This window comes from Enterococcus raffinosus, assembly GCF_018917525.1.
GTDB lineage: Bacteria > Bacillota > Bacilli > Lactobacillales > Enterococcaceae > Enterococcus_A > Enterococcus_A raffinosus_A.
In genome coordinates, this window is sequence record NZ_JAHLOS010000002.1 from 1 (window position 1) to 14,583 (window position 14,583).

The 14,583-nt window shown below is 41.1% G+C and carries 11 protein-coding genes and 1 other annotated feature; of the genes, 3 read left to right on the forward strand and 8 right to left on the reverse strand.

From position 1 onward, the window contains the following. Window positions 1–389: 389 nt before the first annotated feature. Entirely contained in the window at window positions 390–3,875 is a 3,486-nt protein-coding gene (locus KQI58_RS01735; protein ID WP_216405944.1) for a MucBP domain-containing protein, read from the reverse strand. A gap of 658 nt (window positions 3,876–4,533) precedes the next feature. Continuing rightward, a complete protein-coding gene (locus KQI58_RS01740; protein WP_216405946.1) occupies window positions 4,534–5,460 on the reverse strand; it encodes an aldo/keto reductase in 927 nt (308 codons plus the stop codon). 167 nt (window positions 5,461–5,627) lie between these two features. Here KQI58_RS01740 and KQI58_RS01745 point away from each other — a divergent pair, with 167 nt between their 5' ends. After that, window positions 5,628–7,076 (forward strand): helix-turn-helix domain-containing protein, encoded by a 1,449-nt coding sequence (locus KQI58_RS01745; RefSeq protein WP_216405948.1) that lies wholly within the window; start codon window positions 5,628–5,630, stop codon window positions 7,074–7,076. Between the two features lie 9 nt (window positions 7,077–7,085). Here KQI58_RS01745 and KQI58_RS01750 read toward each other — a convergent pair whose 3' ends face one another. The 5 genes from KQI58_RS01750 to infC form a co-directional block, all read right to left on the reverse strand. After that, window positions 7,086–9,638 carry an HAD-IC family P-type ATPase gene (locus KQI58_RS01750; protein WP_216405950.1) on the reverse strand — a complete coding sequence of 851 codons (2,553 nt, stop codon included), beginning with the start codon at window positions 9,636–9,638 and terminating at the stop codon, window positions 7,086–7,088. A 157-nt stretch (window positions 9,639–9,795) separates the two neighbouring features. Then, on the reverse strand, window positions 9,796–9,924 hold the full coding sequence (locus KQI58_RS22925) for a hypothetical protein (RefSeq protein WP_301282182.1): 129 nt from the start codon (window positions 9,922–9,924) through the stop codon (window positions 9,796–9,798). A gap of 138 nt (window positions 9,925–10,062) precedes the next feature. Continuing rightward, on the reverse strand, window positions 10,063–10,422 hold the full coding sequence (gene rplT / locus KQI58_RS01755; RefSeq protein WP_010781965.1) for a 50S ribosomal protein L20: 360 nt from the start codon (window positions 10,420–10,422) through the stop codon (window positions 10,063–10,065). A gap of 62 nt (window positions 10,423–10,484) precedes the next feature. Further along, on the reverse strand, window positions 10,485–10,685 hold the full coding sequence (gene rpmI, locus KQI58_RS01760; protein ID WP_010747119.1) for a 50S ribosomal protein L35: 201 nt from the start codon (window positions 10,683–10,685) through the stop codon (window positions 10,485–10,487). A 73-nt stretch (window positions 10,686–10,758) separates the two neighbouring features. Continuing rightward, window positions 10,759–11,283 (reverse strand): translation initiation factor IF-3, encoded by a 525-nt coding sequence (gene infC, locus KQI58_RS01765; protein ID WP_216405952.1) that lies wholly within the window; start codon window positions 11,281–11,283, stop codon window positions 10,759–10,761. Between the two features lie 27 nt (window positions 11,284–11,310). After that, window positions 11,311–11,439, reverse strand: a sequence feature (ribosomal protein L20 leader region). 205 nt (window positions 11,440–11,644) lie between these two features. On the opposite strand from infC, the gene KQI58_RS01770 reads away from it, so the two are divergent. After that, window positions 11,645–12,682, forward strand: coding sequence for an FUSC family protein (locus KQI58_RS01770; RefSeq protein WP_216405954.1), 1,038 nt, complete (start codon window positions 11,645–11,647; stop codon window positions 12,680–12,682). 77 nt (window positions 12,683–12,759) lie between these two features. Next, complete coding sequence (locus tag KQI58_RS01775; protein ID WP_216405957.1) at window positions 12,760–13,569, forward strand: Cof-type HAD-IIB family hydrolase; 810 nt, start codon at window positions 12,760–12,762, stop codon at window positions 13,567–13,569. 40 nt (window positions 13,570–13,609) lie between these two features. On the opposite strand, the gene KQI58_RS01780 is transcribed toward KQI58_RS01775, so the two are convergent. After that, the gene (locus tag KQI58_RS01780; RefSeq protein ID WP_216405958.1) at window positions 13,610–14,515 is read right to left on the reverse strand and encodes a magnesium transporter CorA family protein; all 906 of its coding nucleotides are present in this window, start codon (window positions 14,513–14,515) and stop codon (window positions 13,610–13,612) included. Between the last annotated feature and the right edge of the window lie 68 nt (window positions 14,516–14,583).

Here is a 14,583-nt window from a genome sequence, read left to right on the forward strand (position 1 = left end):
AATCGCTTATTTAGACGTGCCATCGAGCGAATAAAAGACAAATCCGTAGCACTGGAGAAGAACAATTCTTCCACCAGTACTACGGATTATTTGTCAATATGCTTAAGTTAATGACATTGCTAAACAAACATCTGTCTTTTTGTTTAAAGCCGATTTCTGGAAAGTTAATTCATTTAAAAGCATAGTTATTTTGAGAACAGAAATACAAATATAAAATTGTGGTATTTATTCAGTAGCGATTTTTAACATTTCATACACCTTTACTTTCCACAATGCTGATCAATGATCGAAGAACAAAAAAACGACTGCCTATCTCCTGTGGACTACAGGAAATAAACAGTCGAGTCACTCATACTCCTATTCATTTTTAGCTTTCGCGACAATTGATTCTAGGCTTTTTTCTTTCTTATTATTCCAACACAAGCAATCGTTAGAAGCAATATTCCGAATGCGGTAAGAATTGTTGGATTATTCTTTTGCTCACCGGTACGTGGCAAGACCTTGCTTGCTGCTGCGCTGCTTCCGCCAGCATTTGGAAGTATCTTTGTGGAATGATTGGTTGTTATACCACCAGCCGTGTTATTGGTTTTTTCTCCACCATTTCCTGTGTTGTCACTTTCAATATTTCCCTCAGATTTATTATCTTTCAGGTAGACATACGTAATTGTCTGCTCTTTTTCTTGATAATTTCCTTTGGCATTTTTCGGTGCTTCCTTCAGCGTCCAGCCATCAATCGCTTTGGCTTCCGTTTCATATTTATCACCGATAGTCCCTGTTTTTTGTTCGGCAGACGCTAATTCCGTTCCGTTTTCATCAACATGTATAATGCGGATTGTGGCTTTATTACTATAAACATAAGTAACGATTTGGGGTTCTATTGTATAGGTCCCTGTTGGATTACCTAAAGCTTCTTTAAAACGATAGCCCTCGAACTCTTTTTTGGCACTTTCATACCCATCACCAACATCGCCGCTCAGCAACTCTGGATTGGCTAATGCTTTGCCAGAATCGCTGATATGATTAACAATTACCTTCCCAGTCAACTTGCGATAGATCACCGTAATTTCTTGATCCTCTGCTGTGTAAACGCCTGAGGTAAATCCTTTAATTTCCTTAAATTCATAGTTTTCAATGGATTTATTCAGCAGCTCCAACGGAATCGATGTCCCGATTGGTTGTGATTCAGTAAAATCTTCTGCTAGTTTTTCGCCCTTTTCATCTTGATACTTAATTGTAAGGTTACCTAATGTCTCAGGTTCTGCGTCTTTTGTGTAGATATACGTAACTCTAGTAATACCATCGACATATTTTCCAGTGACATTTCCCTGAACTTCTTTAAATGTATAGCCATCAATGCTCTTTTGTGTTGTTTCATAGTCTTCATCGATTTCACCGATCGTAACTTCACTATTCAAAAGCGGATGACCAGTCTCGTCTTGATAATCGACAATGAGTACCCCTTTTTCAGTACCTGAACCCTTCTTCACATAAATCAAAGTAACTTCTTGATCTTGAGCTGTAAACTTCCCGCTTACATTTCCTTCGATGCCTTTTAAAACATAGTCATCAAAAGGCTTCAACTCTGCCGTATAGATATCATCAATATCACCCGTTAATTCAACATCTGGATTCAACGGATTTTGTTCTTCGTCTTGATAATGAACGATCACTTTACCCTGTTCAGCAGGGATTTTCGTGTATACATAAACCACTTTTGTAATCCCGGATACATATTTTCCGGTTGAACTGCCAACGACTTCTTTGAATACATACCCATCGATCACTTTTTGAGTCGTTGTATAGTCTGTTCCGATCTCTCCGGTCATCACGTCATCACCGGCTAACGGTTTGCCCGCTTCGTCCTGATATTGAGCTAAAACAATTCCTTTCTCTTTCACCGTCTTCGTATAAATCAAGGTAATTTCTTTGGCTTCTTCGCTAAAGAAACCAGTAATCGAGTCTCCCTCTTTCACTCCTGAAAAAACATAGTCATCAATCTGCTTGATGTTGGCATGATAGGCTTCACCCAAGCCTCCAGTTAACGTTTCATCTGGACTGATTTTCACCAGCTGTTTGTTTTCATCGTAGGTCATGTAATGAACAATCACAGGCTCTGATTTTTTCCAAACAGCATACAACGTTTCATTGCCTTTTGGTATCGTGATGCTTTGACCAGCGGCCAAATTAGCATCAGGATCTTTTGCATCCTTATCCTTTGACCAGCCGGCAAACTGATAACCTTCACGTGTCGCTTTTAAATCCGTACCCGCTGGAATCGTCTGATTCAAATCCTTATAGCCGACTTGGTAATAGGTCTCAGGTTGTGTTCCTTCATAATAGATCGTGCCTTCATATTTTGATAATGTCGCACCCAAATCAAAAATTCCGCCATTACTATCATATTTAATCCAATCAATTTCGACTGAACCAATATCTGCTTTCGTCGTTCGCGGCAATCCTCGCTGGTCTTCATTCACCTCGCGTAGATTCTCTACCTGATCATCTGCCATTTTTTCTGGTGCGATCGGTACCGTAGGCAAAATGATCGCATCACTTGCTGTTCCTGCCGTGATCTTATTGTAATTATCAACTAAACCAACTGGCGCAGTCCCAAAAACATTCTCCATGGTCACAGATGTTGCTGTCCCATTGTCATAGCCAAGATTGGATTCAAGGTTCCCTGCTCCAGCAACATTCGAATCGGCAATATTATTCTTACTGGCTGTTCGAGATTTGTTTCCAGCAAATAGATTGTTCGCGTAACGGCCTGCGGAAAGATTGGTAACATAGCCTGAACTACCAATCGCGCCACCATCATAGACCGCTTCATTCTCGACAAATGAATTATTGATGTAATCAACGACCGCTCTTCTACCTTCCATAATCCCGCCATTGGCATAAATTTGAATGGCTCCCCCATTATTTGCAGAAACATCTTGTCCTAACGCTTTATTTTGATAGAAGGTATTATTTTTGAAAGTTGCCGCGCTTGAAATATTGGCATTGGTCTGAATCAGAATCGCGCCACCATCGTCACCAGCAATATTTCGCACAAATGAATTTCCATCAAATTGAATATCTGTTCCGTCAACGGTATTAAAGAAAGCAATGGCTCCACCATCAGCTAATTTTGCTTGCCCTCCTCCTGAAACATCTTCAACAGATTTATTTCCTTCGAAATAATTATTCTTGAAAGTAAATTTCGCCGAAGCACTCGGCTGGAAGAAATAGATCGCTCCACCTTCACCACCGACATTCCCTGTACCCGCTTGACGGGTCTCATTACCAATGAACTTCGAGTTATAAACGTTAAAATTCGCTGAGTAACCTTTACTAGCAATCGCACCACCTGAATATCCCGATGCGTTATTTACGTTATTTGAGAATGTACAGTTTTTCAATGTCGTATTTGCACTCGTGTAAAAGGCACTACCGTCATCATAGCCCCTGAAATTATTCACAACAGTATTCTCTAAAATGAATTCTCCCTTATACCCGGAGACTGTTAGGGCCCGCGCATTATTACCCAGACCTTCCAACTGAAAGTTCTTAAGCGTCAAAGTAGAAGCTGTCGTTCCAGTGCCACCACCATATGTAAATAATTGTTTGCCTGTAGAGGACTGAAGCGCTATTCCTCCACCATCAACTTCAACCTGATACGGCGATTCCACCAGAGCAATCGTTGCATTGATATCAGAAGGAAATGCTCCGCCCAGAGTCACCTTACGATCTTCAGGAGCATTTTTCACCGCATCTTGGAGATCCGTTACCGTATCCACCGTTACTTCATCAGCTGAGACAGTTTGTCCAACCGCCCCCAACAAAAAGACACTTAAAAAAAAGCCAAACAAAACAATCCATTTATTTTTTTTCATTCTTATCATCCTCTCTACCTTAAACAGCTTTAAATACAAAAACATTTACGTGGAAATAGTTCTATTCACAAGAAATATAATGATGAAACATGTATTTTCATATTTCTTTACTTATAAAAAATCAGATTTATACATTGTCACTATACTCATAAAACAAGACACGAAGGCGACGTACTTTTATCGTTAAGTAACAGAATTTGTCATCATTGAATCTTCAAAACAAGGAATGACGCGAAAAAACAACGATGGTTATTTTATAAACATGCTCCTTTCCGATTAATTGACCTCTAAACTATTCAAACGATCTATTTATTTTTTAATCAAAAATGACAAAATATTATTACATTTAAATAATATAAATATTTTAACCTTAAAAATAAGTCATTTTTATTCATTATATTTTATAAAAAGGCTAAATTCAACTATTTTAAGTGAAAATATTAACTTAATTGGAAATATTCTCAAAGATGATTTATTCTTATTCAAATTGAATCATCGAGCGAATACCCTCTCCAAAAACAATCGGTTTATTTCGTTAAAGAAGCAAAAAGAAATCCAAGAATCACCACTAAAGGATTCTTGGATTTCTTATTTTTTTCAAATCAGCTACTGAAAGCTGTCTGATTATGAATTTTATGAAAGTTAACTACACCGATTTTTACGGTAAATCATTCCCCGCTACAAAATACACATCGTACCATTCTTGCTTCGTTAACGTTACATCCGCGCCTGCTGCGCTTTCTTTGATCCGTGTTGGGTTCATAGTACCTAGGATCACCTGCATATTGGCTGGATGACGTAAAATCCAGGCAGTCGCGATGGCATTTTTATTGGTATCGTATTTTTTCGCTAATTTATCTAATAATTCATTCAACTCTGGGAACTTGTCGTTATCAACAAAGACCCCTTCGAAGAACCCATATTGGAATGGCGACCACGCTTGAATCGTCACGCCTTTACGACGAGAAAATTCTAATATGCCACCATCATGATCAAACGAGCGAGTATCTGTCATGTTTGTGTGCATGCCATAATCGATCATTCCGGTATGCATGATCGAGAACTGCAATTGATTGATCAATAATTTTTGATCCACATAGGATTGCAGCAGCTTATATTGTTCAGGATTGAAGTTGGATACGCCAAAGTGACGCACTTTACCGCTCGCTTGCAAAATATCAAAAGCTTCCGCGATTTCTTCTGGTTCCATCAATGGATCAGGACGATGCAATAGGTAACTATCTAGATAGTCAATCTCCATTCGTTGCAAGATGCCGTCAACTGAATCCAATAAATGTTGTTTTGAAAAATCATAGCGTTTCCCGTCGACCGTGACGATCCCGCCTTTTGATTGAATAAAGAATTTATCACGAGAGATTCCTGCTTCTTTCATCGCCGCAGCAAAAACCAATTCTGATTTCCCATCTCCGTACATATCTGCTGAATCAATAAAATTGATGTCACTTTCTAAAGCCGCATCCAAGGCTTCTGCCGCCTTTGTTGGCGTTAACGCTGCCATTCGCATGATCCCTAGAGCAATTGCAGAGGTTTCCCAATAACTGTTGCCGATTTTTCGTTGTAACATGATGTCCATCCTCTCTGAAAAAGCATTTTTTCTTACCTATAGAAGTATAGACTATTTTGTCCGTAAAAAAAATCCCTAACCCTTAGAATATCCTTCCCCTCTAAAGCGGCTGTCACTTGACCCAGTCTGGCTTTCTTCGTATGCTTGATTCCGAGGAGGATGCCTATATGTACTCGATGCTGAAAAAAATCATTACTGAAAAAGACATTTACCGCCAGATTTTACTCTTGGAGCAGCTGTTGAATCATTCCCAGCTAACCGCCAAAGAACTGGCGGAGAAAATCGGGACTACGGAACGAACGGTTTTCTCTGATTTGCAGCTAATCCGCGACTATCTGCCAGCGCAATGGGAATTAGACTCCGATAAAAGCGGTATCCGCTTGGTATCACAGGAGTATTCATTAACGAATGATATTTGGGAGGCCTTCCTGCCACACTCTGTCAGTCTGCAGCTGATCAAGCAATTATTTTTTACAAAGGAACTGAATATTCCACACTTTTTAGATGAAACCGGCGTCTCCTATGAAACGCTCAAACGTCAGCGCACAAAAATCAATCGGCAATTGCTGCCCTTTAAACTCAAAATTCGTTTAACCGCAACCCATGCCTACCTACTGGGTGAAGAAAGTGCTATTCGGATTTTTTATCACCGCTTGCTGCTGCCCTTCACACACAATAATTACTTCTTTGAGAATTATTCGATTCACGAAGAGCATTATTTGCGTTTTTTAACAAAGGAGCTCACCGCCGACTTATATGTAGATACAGAGCAGATTTTTGGTATTTGCTGGTTCTTCATCAATAGCATCCGCATCAAGGCCGGGTGCCCGATCAACGATTTCAGCTTTGATACTAGTGACCCCTTATTCGCCCTTTATGCTCCGCTGTTAAAGGACCTCTATCGAAGAGAAGGGGTCTATCTGCAGGATGAGGAAATCTTTTTTGCCTTTTTCTGCTTTATAGAAAGCTGGAACTACAACAATCCTTTAGGAAAAAAAGTTTCGACTGTCTTAGCTGAAGGCTATCCGCTGCTATTAACTAAAGTACAGCAGACCGTGCAGGAAATCGCGGACGAACTGGCGCTGCCAACCTTACCGCAAACCAACCTTGCGACAAATTTAGTGCTGCTCGTATTAAAATACCTTGAATCGCCTGCATTGTCGGAACAATTTCAATTAGAATATCAAGAATTGCTGCATCAAAGGAACGAAAAATATACTCTTTTGACGGATAAGAGTATCGAGCTTTTTACTAGTCTGCCGCAATTTTCGATGATCAGAGATACGACTTATTTTGTCAATCTGTTTTCTTTACTGAGCCAGCAGGCCATTTTCGCAACCCGGCCACAAACCAAAACGGTTTTCTTGGTTTTTCAAAGCGAGCCCGCCTGGAAAGCCTTCCTGCAGCAAGAACTAGCAGATTTTTTAGGCAAACGGGTCAACTTGGTTTCACTTGAAGCCTCCCAGCTTCAACCCGAAAGAATGCAAACAGGTGATTTGATTGTTTCTAATATTCCTTTAGACGTTCCACCGATCCCAGTGATCTACATTTCCACTATTCCAACAAAAAATGAGCTCAGCCAATTGGCTGAACTCACTTCTCATTCCTATCTTTAGTCAAAACGGTTAGTCATTTTGGTAACGGCTGACCGCTTTTTCTTTTCTTCGGAAGATCCCTTGACTGATGCGCTTCTCGAGTTCAACCACGAGAAACAGCAGCAGTGCATTGCCTAGAATAACTACTTGTTGCGTCAGACTCAGTGCCGTTGTACCAATCAGCTGCTGCCCTAACGGTAGGAAAACCACTGCTAGTTGCAGAACAAAGAGGATTCCTAATGAAATAAACAAGAATTTATTTTCGAAGAAACGACGATTGATCGCTGGATCAAGCAGCTCCCGACAATTGATCATATAGACTGCCTGACCTAAAACAATACTTTGTAAGAGAATCGTTTGCTGCAATGCCGCTCCCTCAAAGCGCATAGATAAGAAGTAGGCTGGAATCATGATCAGCAGGGAAACATATAGGATTCTAAAGAAGCTGTAGCCTGACAAAATCCCCAGCTTCGTATCTCTCGGCGGACGCTTCATCGTATCGTGACTCGCCTTTTCAAAGCCTAAAGCATAAGACAATGTGATCGTCGTCACCATATTGACCCACAAAATTTGAATCGGAGTCAACGGCAATGGCCGATTCATCAACAAAGCTAAGATAACGATCAGCCCTTGCGCTAATGCCGTTGGTAAAAAGAAATTAATCGTTTTTTGCAGATTATCAAAAATTCTGCGGCCTTCTTTGACCGCCTTGACGATCGTGTAAAAATTATCATCCGCTAATACCATATCCGCGGCCTGCTTACTTACCTCACTGCCCTTGATGCCCATCGCGATACCGATATCGGCCTGTTTCAGGGCTGGCGCATCATTTACGCCATCACCGGTCATCCCGACAACCTCTTCCTTTTGCTGAAGTGCCGTTACAATTCTCAGCTTATGTTCAGGCGTCGTACGAGCAAATACATCCACGTGCTCAACCGCTTCTGCCAAAGCCTCATCAGATAGCTCATCAATCTCGGCACCCTCTAATACTTTAGCAGTATGCTTCAAACCAATCTGTTCACTGATTGCTTGTGCTGTTGCTTTGTGATCGCCGGTAATCATTTTCACGGAAATTCCTGCCTGCTGCGCCTGTTCAACCGCGCGAATCGCACTCTCTTTTGGCGGATCAATGATCCCCGCCAAACCAGCAAAGGTTAGTCCTGATAATGACTCATGGGTTAATTCTGTTGATGATCCTTTTTTGTAACCAAATCCCAATACCCGCTGACCCTTTTGCGCTAAGTTCAGCCCGTGCTTTTCCCATGCAGCCTTTTCAGCAGCCGTTAAGTCAGCCTTTTCTAATAGTACTTCCGGTGCGCCTTTAACAAAAATCACTTGCTCTTCACCATCAGCATGCATGGTCGCCATATATTTGTAGCTAGAACTGAAGGGAATCTTCGCTAGTACTGGTTTTAATTGCTGTTCCTCCTCCGCTACATAACTTAATAGCGCTAACTCAGTTGGGTTCCCGTGTATTTCTTCGATTTTCTGATCATCTTTGGTCTTTAATTCCTGACAATTATTCATGATCTCTTTGACTAGCGGCAACTCTTCCGTTACGACTTCCTGCACGGTCATCTCATTTTTCGTGAGCGTTCCTGTTTTATCCGAGCAGATTACCGTCATCGAACCCAGCGTTTCTACCGCCGGCATGGCTTTGATAATCGCATTTTCATCAGCCATCTCCTTGACCCCCATTGAAAGGATCATCGTTAAAACCGCCGGCAAGCCTTCGGGAATCATGGCAACGATCAAGGCGATACTCGCGGAGAACATCAAGCTCCAATCCATTCCGTTCCTGAAACTGGTAAAGAATAGCAAGAAAACGATCAAGGCTAGAATGCCTCTAAAAATTTGCTTGTTCAATTGATGCATTTTCTTAACTAGCGGTGTTGTTTGTGCTTGGATCGATTGCAATGCCTGATTGATTTTTCCAATTTCAGTCGCATCTCCGGTTTCAACAACCAAACCACGTGCTGAACCGGTCTGTACGAGTGTTCCCGAAAAGGCCATGTTCAATTGGTCTCCAGCCTGTGCCTCTTGAGAGATTGCTTCCACCGTTTTTTCAACCGCCTCTGATTCCCCCGTCAAGATTGATTCCTCGACTGTCAAATCATGAACTTCGATCAAACGCAGATCTGCGGGAATCACATCACCGGCCTTTAAAAGCACCACATCTCCTTGCACCAATTCTTCTGAATCCAGCTTAAGGGGCTGTCCTTCATTTAGTACCGTGGCTTCCTGCCCCATCATTTGCTTCAAGCCATCCAATGATTCTTCTGCCTTCCGCTCTTGCCAGTATCCAACAAACCCATTGACGATCACGACGAGAAAGATGATCCCGCCTTCGACCGCTTCGCCCGTCGCAAATTTCAGTAACGCCGCGACGATCAAAACAATCATCAATAGATCAGTAAAGTGCTTAGCGATCTTGCGCCATAATTTCACCTGCTCCTTCTCTTCCATTTTATTCGGCCCATTATTTTTCAAACGCGCCTCCCGTTCCTCTTTCGTTAAACCAGTCGTTTGCGACTCTATTTTCGTTAAAACATCTTCAATCGATAACTTATACCATTTCATAGGTTTTCCTCCATCTCATTTACTTCATACCTTAAGTATACGGAGAAATAGCCTTTTTTAAGGTCGATAATTTCATGGAAGCCTGAAATAATTGTGTTTTAAAAAAAAAAGCCACCCTCCAATAAACTGGAGAGTGACTAGTTACCTATAAGAAAGTCTAATGTAAGAAGTTTTGCAAATCATCGCCGTATTCATCAATCTTCTTCGTTGTCAAAATGGTTCCTGCTACTAGCACGCCGCCAACAATAAGTGTACTGGCAACTACAAACTTAACTAGTGATTTCATGAAAATTCCCCCTTTTAAAATAGTCTCCGATCATCTTTATGTATTAACCATAGCACAAGTAACTCGATGAATCCTCTAATATGCTTAGGTTTAATGCAAACAAAAAACCCCGCTGCATTCAGCGAGGTCGATCATTCATTATTTGTTTAATGAATCTTTTGCTTGGTCAGCAAGGGCCGTGAAAGCAGCTGCATCGTTAACTGCTAAATCAGCTAACATTTTGCGGTTGATTTCGATACCGGCAACTTTAAGACCGTGCATTAATTTTGAGTAGCTCAAGCCGTTCATACGAGCTGCAGCGTTGATACGTGCAATCCACAATTTGCGGAAGTCGCGTTTCTTTTGACGACGATCGCGGTATGCGTAGTTGTATGAATTCATTACTTGTTCTTTAGCTGTTTTAAATAGAGTGTGTTTAGAACCGTAGTAACCTTTAGCTAGTTTTAATGTCTTTTTACGACGTTTACGAGTTACAGTTCCACCTTTAACACGTGCCATGTTTAATTCCTCCTAATAAATAAATCATTGAATTTTTTAAGTTGTAAAGCGGGTTTGCGCAATTATTTCATGCGTGCCAATTGTTGGCGGATACGTTTGTAATCGCCTTTTGAAACCATAGACGCTTTACGTAATTGACGACGTTGTTTTTTCGTTTTTCCGTGGAAACGGTGACTTGTAAATGCGCGGAAACGTTTCAAACCGCCCTTACCAGTGCGTTTTACGCGTTTTGCTAAACCGCGATGTGTTTTTTGTTTTGGCATGACTAAATTTCCTCCTACTTTTCATTTCGCATACTCTTTAACTAGAGTCAAAGAAGCATTCTCAAAATTATTGCTAGTCTTTCTTCTCTTTCGGTGCAAGCACTAAGAACATGCTACGTCCGTCCATCTTCGCTTTTTGTTCCACTGTCGCGATATCGGCAGTTTCATCAGCTAAGCGATCAAGAACTTTTTGACCAATATCTTTGTGGGTAATGGCACGGCCCTTGAAGCGGATCGAAGCTTTCACTTTGTCGCCTTTTTCTAGGAATTTACGCGCATTACGAAGTTTTGTATTAAAGTCGTTCACGTCGATCGTTGGACTTAAGCGAACTTCTTTAACGTTGATCACTTTTTGTTTCTTGCGAGCTTCGCGTTCTTTTTTCTGTTGTTCGAAGCGATATTTCCCGTAGTCCATAATACGTGCAACCGGTGGTTTCGCACCAGGAGCCACTAAAACTACATCAAGATTTGCTTGTTCAGCAATCTTTAAGGCTTCTACTTTCGATTTAACACCTAATTGTTCGCCGTCTTGTCCGATCAAACGTACTTCACGTGCACGAATGCCGTCGTTAACCATCATATCCTTTGCTATGGTCATTCACCTCCAAAATTTTTGAGAGAAAAAAAGCAAATAAAAAAACGAGTTCTTTACGAACCCGCACGTAGTTCGACTCATCGAAAAGATCAGTCATTAACTATCTAGCCCAGCGAGATGTTCGCGTAAGGCGAGAAGCGGGTGCTTCTGCTTTCATTTCTCAACTCTGCTAGTATACAAGCTGCGTTTCGAATTGTCAACTGCTTTAGACCTATTTCTATTCATTTTCAGAAACTTTCTATTGAGTTTTCTTTAGTTTGTATGCTAACCTATAGATAGACGCTGTTTTACACCTTGCATGACAGCAACAGAATAATACATAGTTCGAATCCACAAAGATATTACTACAAAAGGAAGTGATAGGATGGAACAATCCTTTTTTAAAGAATTGATTCATTACAACAAACCAAAGGAATCACCTGTTCGTCTGATCGGTGCCGGCCTTTGTATGATCAGTGTTTTATTCACCGGCTATTTATCCCACCAGCTAGCCATCTCTAGCTACGGCTCTTTAGGTATTTTCACCTTTCTCTATTATCAAAGACTTCCGTTAAAACAATTGATGTTACGTTTATCAATAGTAGGTACTTTTTTGACTGCCGCCAATTTTCTTGGCATGCTCTCGACGCACGCTGTCTGGACCGCACCAATTGTGGTGGCTACGGTTGGGTTTTTAGGACGTTTTTTCTTCCGACTTTACGGCATTGCTAAACCAGGCCCATTTTTTATTGTTATGGTCACGGCAATGGGCGTCAGCACTAATGTTCCCTTAGCTAAAATCCCAGTAATGAGCAGCTACTTCTTCATCGGCGTACTCTTTTCTTTGCTTGGTGCTTTTATTATGCATTTTGTCGAGAAGGATTCCTTCCCTGCAAATCAAGTAAAAAAGGCCCTAAAGGAACGGATTAATGAAGATCCAGCAGTAGTCATTGATAGCCTTTTATATAGCGGTATCTTATTTTTTGCCGTCTATCTGAGCATGGGGCTACAATTGAAGAATCCTTACTGGCTAGTCGTTTCCTGCGCCTCCATCTTACAAGGAGATAACCTGCGGGCAATGGCGCATCGCAATATCCAACGTATTTTCGGTACGATCATCGGGTTGGCCATTGCCGCATTCCTGCTCAATCTGCCTTTATCGGTTTTTGAAACATTGTTAATGATTACGGCCCTGTTTGTAACGGTGGAATATTTCGTGAAACGTAATTACGCGATCGCGCAATTCTTTACCACCCCGATGTCATTAATGCTCTCTATGCTGGTGAAGCAGCAATATCTCTACACCTTGATCCAGTTCCGTTTTCTCGGGATTGTGATCGGCAGTTTGCTAGGCCTACTTGCCGCATGGATGATGACCACCAGCTTGAGTTTTTACAATCGAAAATTTCATTCAAATGACTAATACGCAAAGAGAAAACCGAGTGGAGCCACTCGGTTTTTGCTATAATAAGGACTATATAAATTGAAGGAGGCTCCTCTATGTATCGATTGATTGCTTGCGACTTGGATGAAACCTTGTTAGACAAAGGTCGGCACGTTTCAAAAAGAACGCAGGAAACAATAAAAATGGCAGAAGCGCAAGGCTTGGTATTCGCACCAGCCACAGGACGCGGTTTTTACTCGATTAAACAAACCTTGGAAGAATTGGATGCTGCAAACAAAGCCAATCACTATATGATCGGGTTTAACGGCGGTGTTGTGGTGGAAAACCAAGGACCTACCATTATCAAGGATTTCCCTATGTCCTACGACATTCTGTCACGCTTGTTTGAATTTGGCTCCAACTATGAGGTGGCGATCCATCTTTACACGTTTGATCAAACCTATGTCTATCACAGCAACCCTGAAGAAGACACCTACTTAACGACGATTCCTCACGAAAAAAGATTCGATGATGATATTCACTTTTTAAAAGATCAAATATGTTACAAAGCTTTGTTTCAAAATTTGGACCGCAGCTATTTAGAACAATTAGAGCAGGAAATGCCTAAAGAGCTGCACGATGTATTGGAGATTAGTTATTCCTCTAATCGTTATATCGAATTCAATCCAAAGGGCGTCAATAAAGGCGCAGCATTGCGAACATTAGCAGATCATTTAAGTATCCCAATGAATGAAACCATCGCCATTGGAGACAATATTAACGATCTAGCTATGATTCACGAAGCCGAATTAGGGATTGCGGTCGCGAATGCCGTTCCCGCTGTAAAAGAAGCGGCGCAGCATACAACCGTTGCAGATCATGAACAAAGCGCTGTGGCTGAAGTCATCGAAACCTTCATTCTATAATAGAAAAAAGCGAAGCAACTCATTTGAGTCTGCTTCGCTTTTAGCGTATTCTGCGCCATAAAATCAAAATCAACCAGATGGACAATCCGATACTGATCGCTACCGTAATCACCCACCCGATTTCAGAATGGGTAAATGGCAGAGGCATGTTCATTCCAAAAAAACCAGTCACAATCGTTGGGATTGTTAAGAGCAGTGACCAGATCGTTAAAATTTTCATTGTGTCATTCAAATTATTGTTCAACAAATTATTGTAAGTCCCCGATAACTGATCCAGTACCTCACTGGATAATCTGGTCATTTCTACCGCCTGCTTGGCCTCGATCAGCGCATCATCCAACTCCTCTTTTTCTTTATCTGTGAAGCTCGAAAAGATCACTTGGACTTTGACCTGAGCCAAAAGTACAGCATTTTGTTTTGTCGCAGTTACTAAGTAAACTAAACCAATCTCCAGATCAGAAAGTGCTAAAAGATTTTTATTCGTAGTCTTCTCCCGCAGTTTTTTATTCAATTGTATTCGTTGGCTATCCACTTCCTCAACCAAGGGAAAATAATAATCAGAAATCAAAAATAGGGTATGGAACAATAAACTCGCGGTGCTTTGATTTGAATCATTTGCTAATAGATTCTCGATAATATTTTCAACATAAGCGGTTCGCTCATTCACAAAAGAAAAGAAATAATGATCCTTTAAAATAAAGGCCATCGGGCTCGTCTCGTAATGATTGTCTTTTTTTAGCAAGTTCGGAACATTAAAAATCAGCAGCAAGGCTTTTTCCATCGGATCATACTCCACACGTGCCCGCTCATTATCGTCCAACGCGTAGGTCAGCATCTCGTCACTGATTGCATAACTTTCCCGCAATCTTTTTACTTCATGAGATTGTGTGCTGTCCACATTAATCCACGAACACATCTCTTGATTGAATGTTTGTTTGCTGTCCATGATACCCCTCCTGGTCTAGATCATTCTAGTCCAGTATAACAAAAACTTTCATCTTAGTAGTCCAATAT

Excerpts from the sequence above, each read along its gene's own strand:
- KQI58_RS01775 (WP_216405957.1), top strand. The coding sequence starts at position 12,760 with ATGTATCGATTGATTGCTTGCGACTTGGATGAAACCTTGTTAGACAAA.
- KQI58_RS01735 (WP_216405944.1), bottom strand. The coding sequence starts at position 3,875 with ATGAAAAAAAATAAATGGATTGTTTTGTTTGGCTTTTTTTTAAGTGTC.
- KQI58_RS01750 (WP_216405950.1), bottom strand. The coding sequence starts at position 9,638 with ATGAAATGGTATAAGTTATCGATTGAAGATGTTTTAACGAAAATAGAG.
- rplT (WP_010781965.1), bottom strand. The coding sequence starts at position 10,422 with ATGGCACGTGTTAAAGGTGGAACTGTAACTCGTAAACGTCGTAAAAAG.
- KQI58_RS01770 (WP_216405954.1), top strand. The coding sequence starts at position 11,645 with ATGGAACAATCCTTTTTTAAAGAATTGATTCATTACAACAAACCAAAG.
- infC (WP_216405952.1), bottom strand. The coding sequence starts at position 11,283 with ATGACCATAGCAAAGGATATGATGGTTAACGACGGCATTCGTGCACGT.
- KQI58_RS22925 (WP_301282182.1), bottom strand. The coding sequence starts at position 9,924 with ATGAAATCACTAGTTAAGTTTGTAGTTGCCAGTACACTTATTGTTGGC.
- KQI58_RS01745 (WP_216405948.1), top strand. The coding sequence starts at position 5,628 with ATGTACTCGATGCTGAAAAAAATCATTACTGAAAAAGACATTTACCGC.
- KQI58_RS01780 (WP_216405958.1), bottom strand. The coding sequence starts at position 14,515 with ATGGACAGCAAACAAACATTCAATCAAGAGATGTGTTCGTGGATTAAT.
- KQI58_RS01740 (WP_216405946.1), bottom strand. The coding sequence starts at position 5,460 with ATGTTACAACGAAAAATCGGCAACAGTTATTGGGAAACCTCTGCAATT.
- rpmI (WP_010747119.1), bottom strand. The coding sequence starts at position 10,685 with ATGCCAAAACAAAAAACACATCGCGGTTTAGCAAAACGCGTAAAACGC.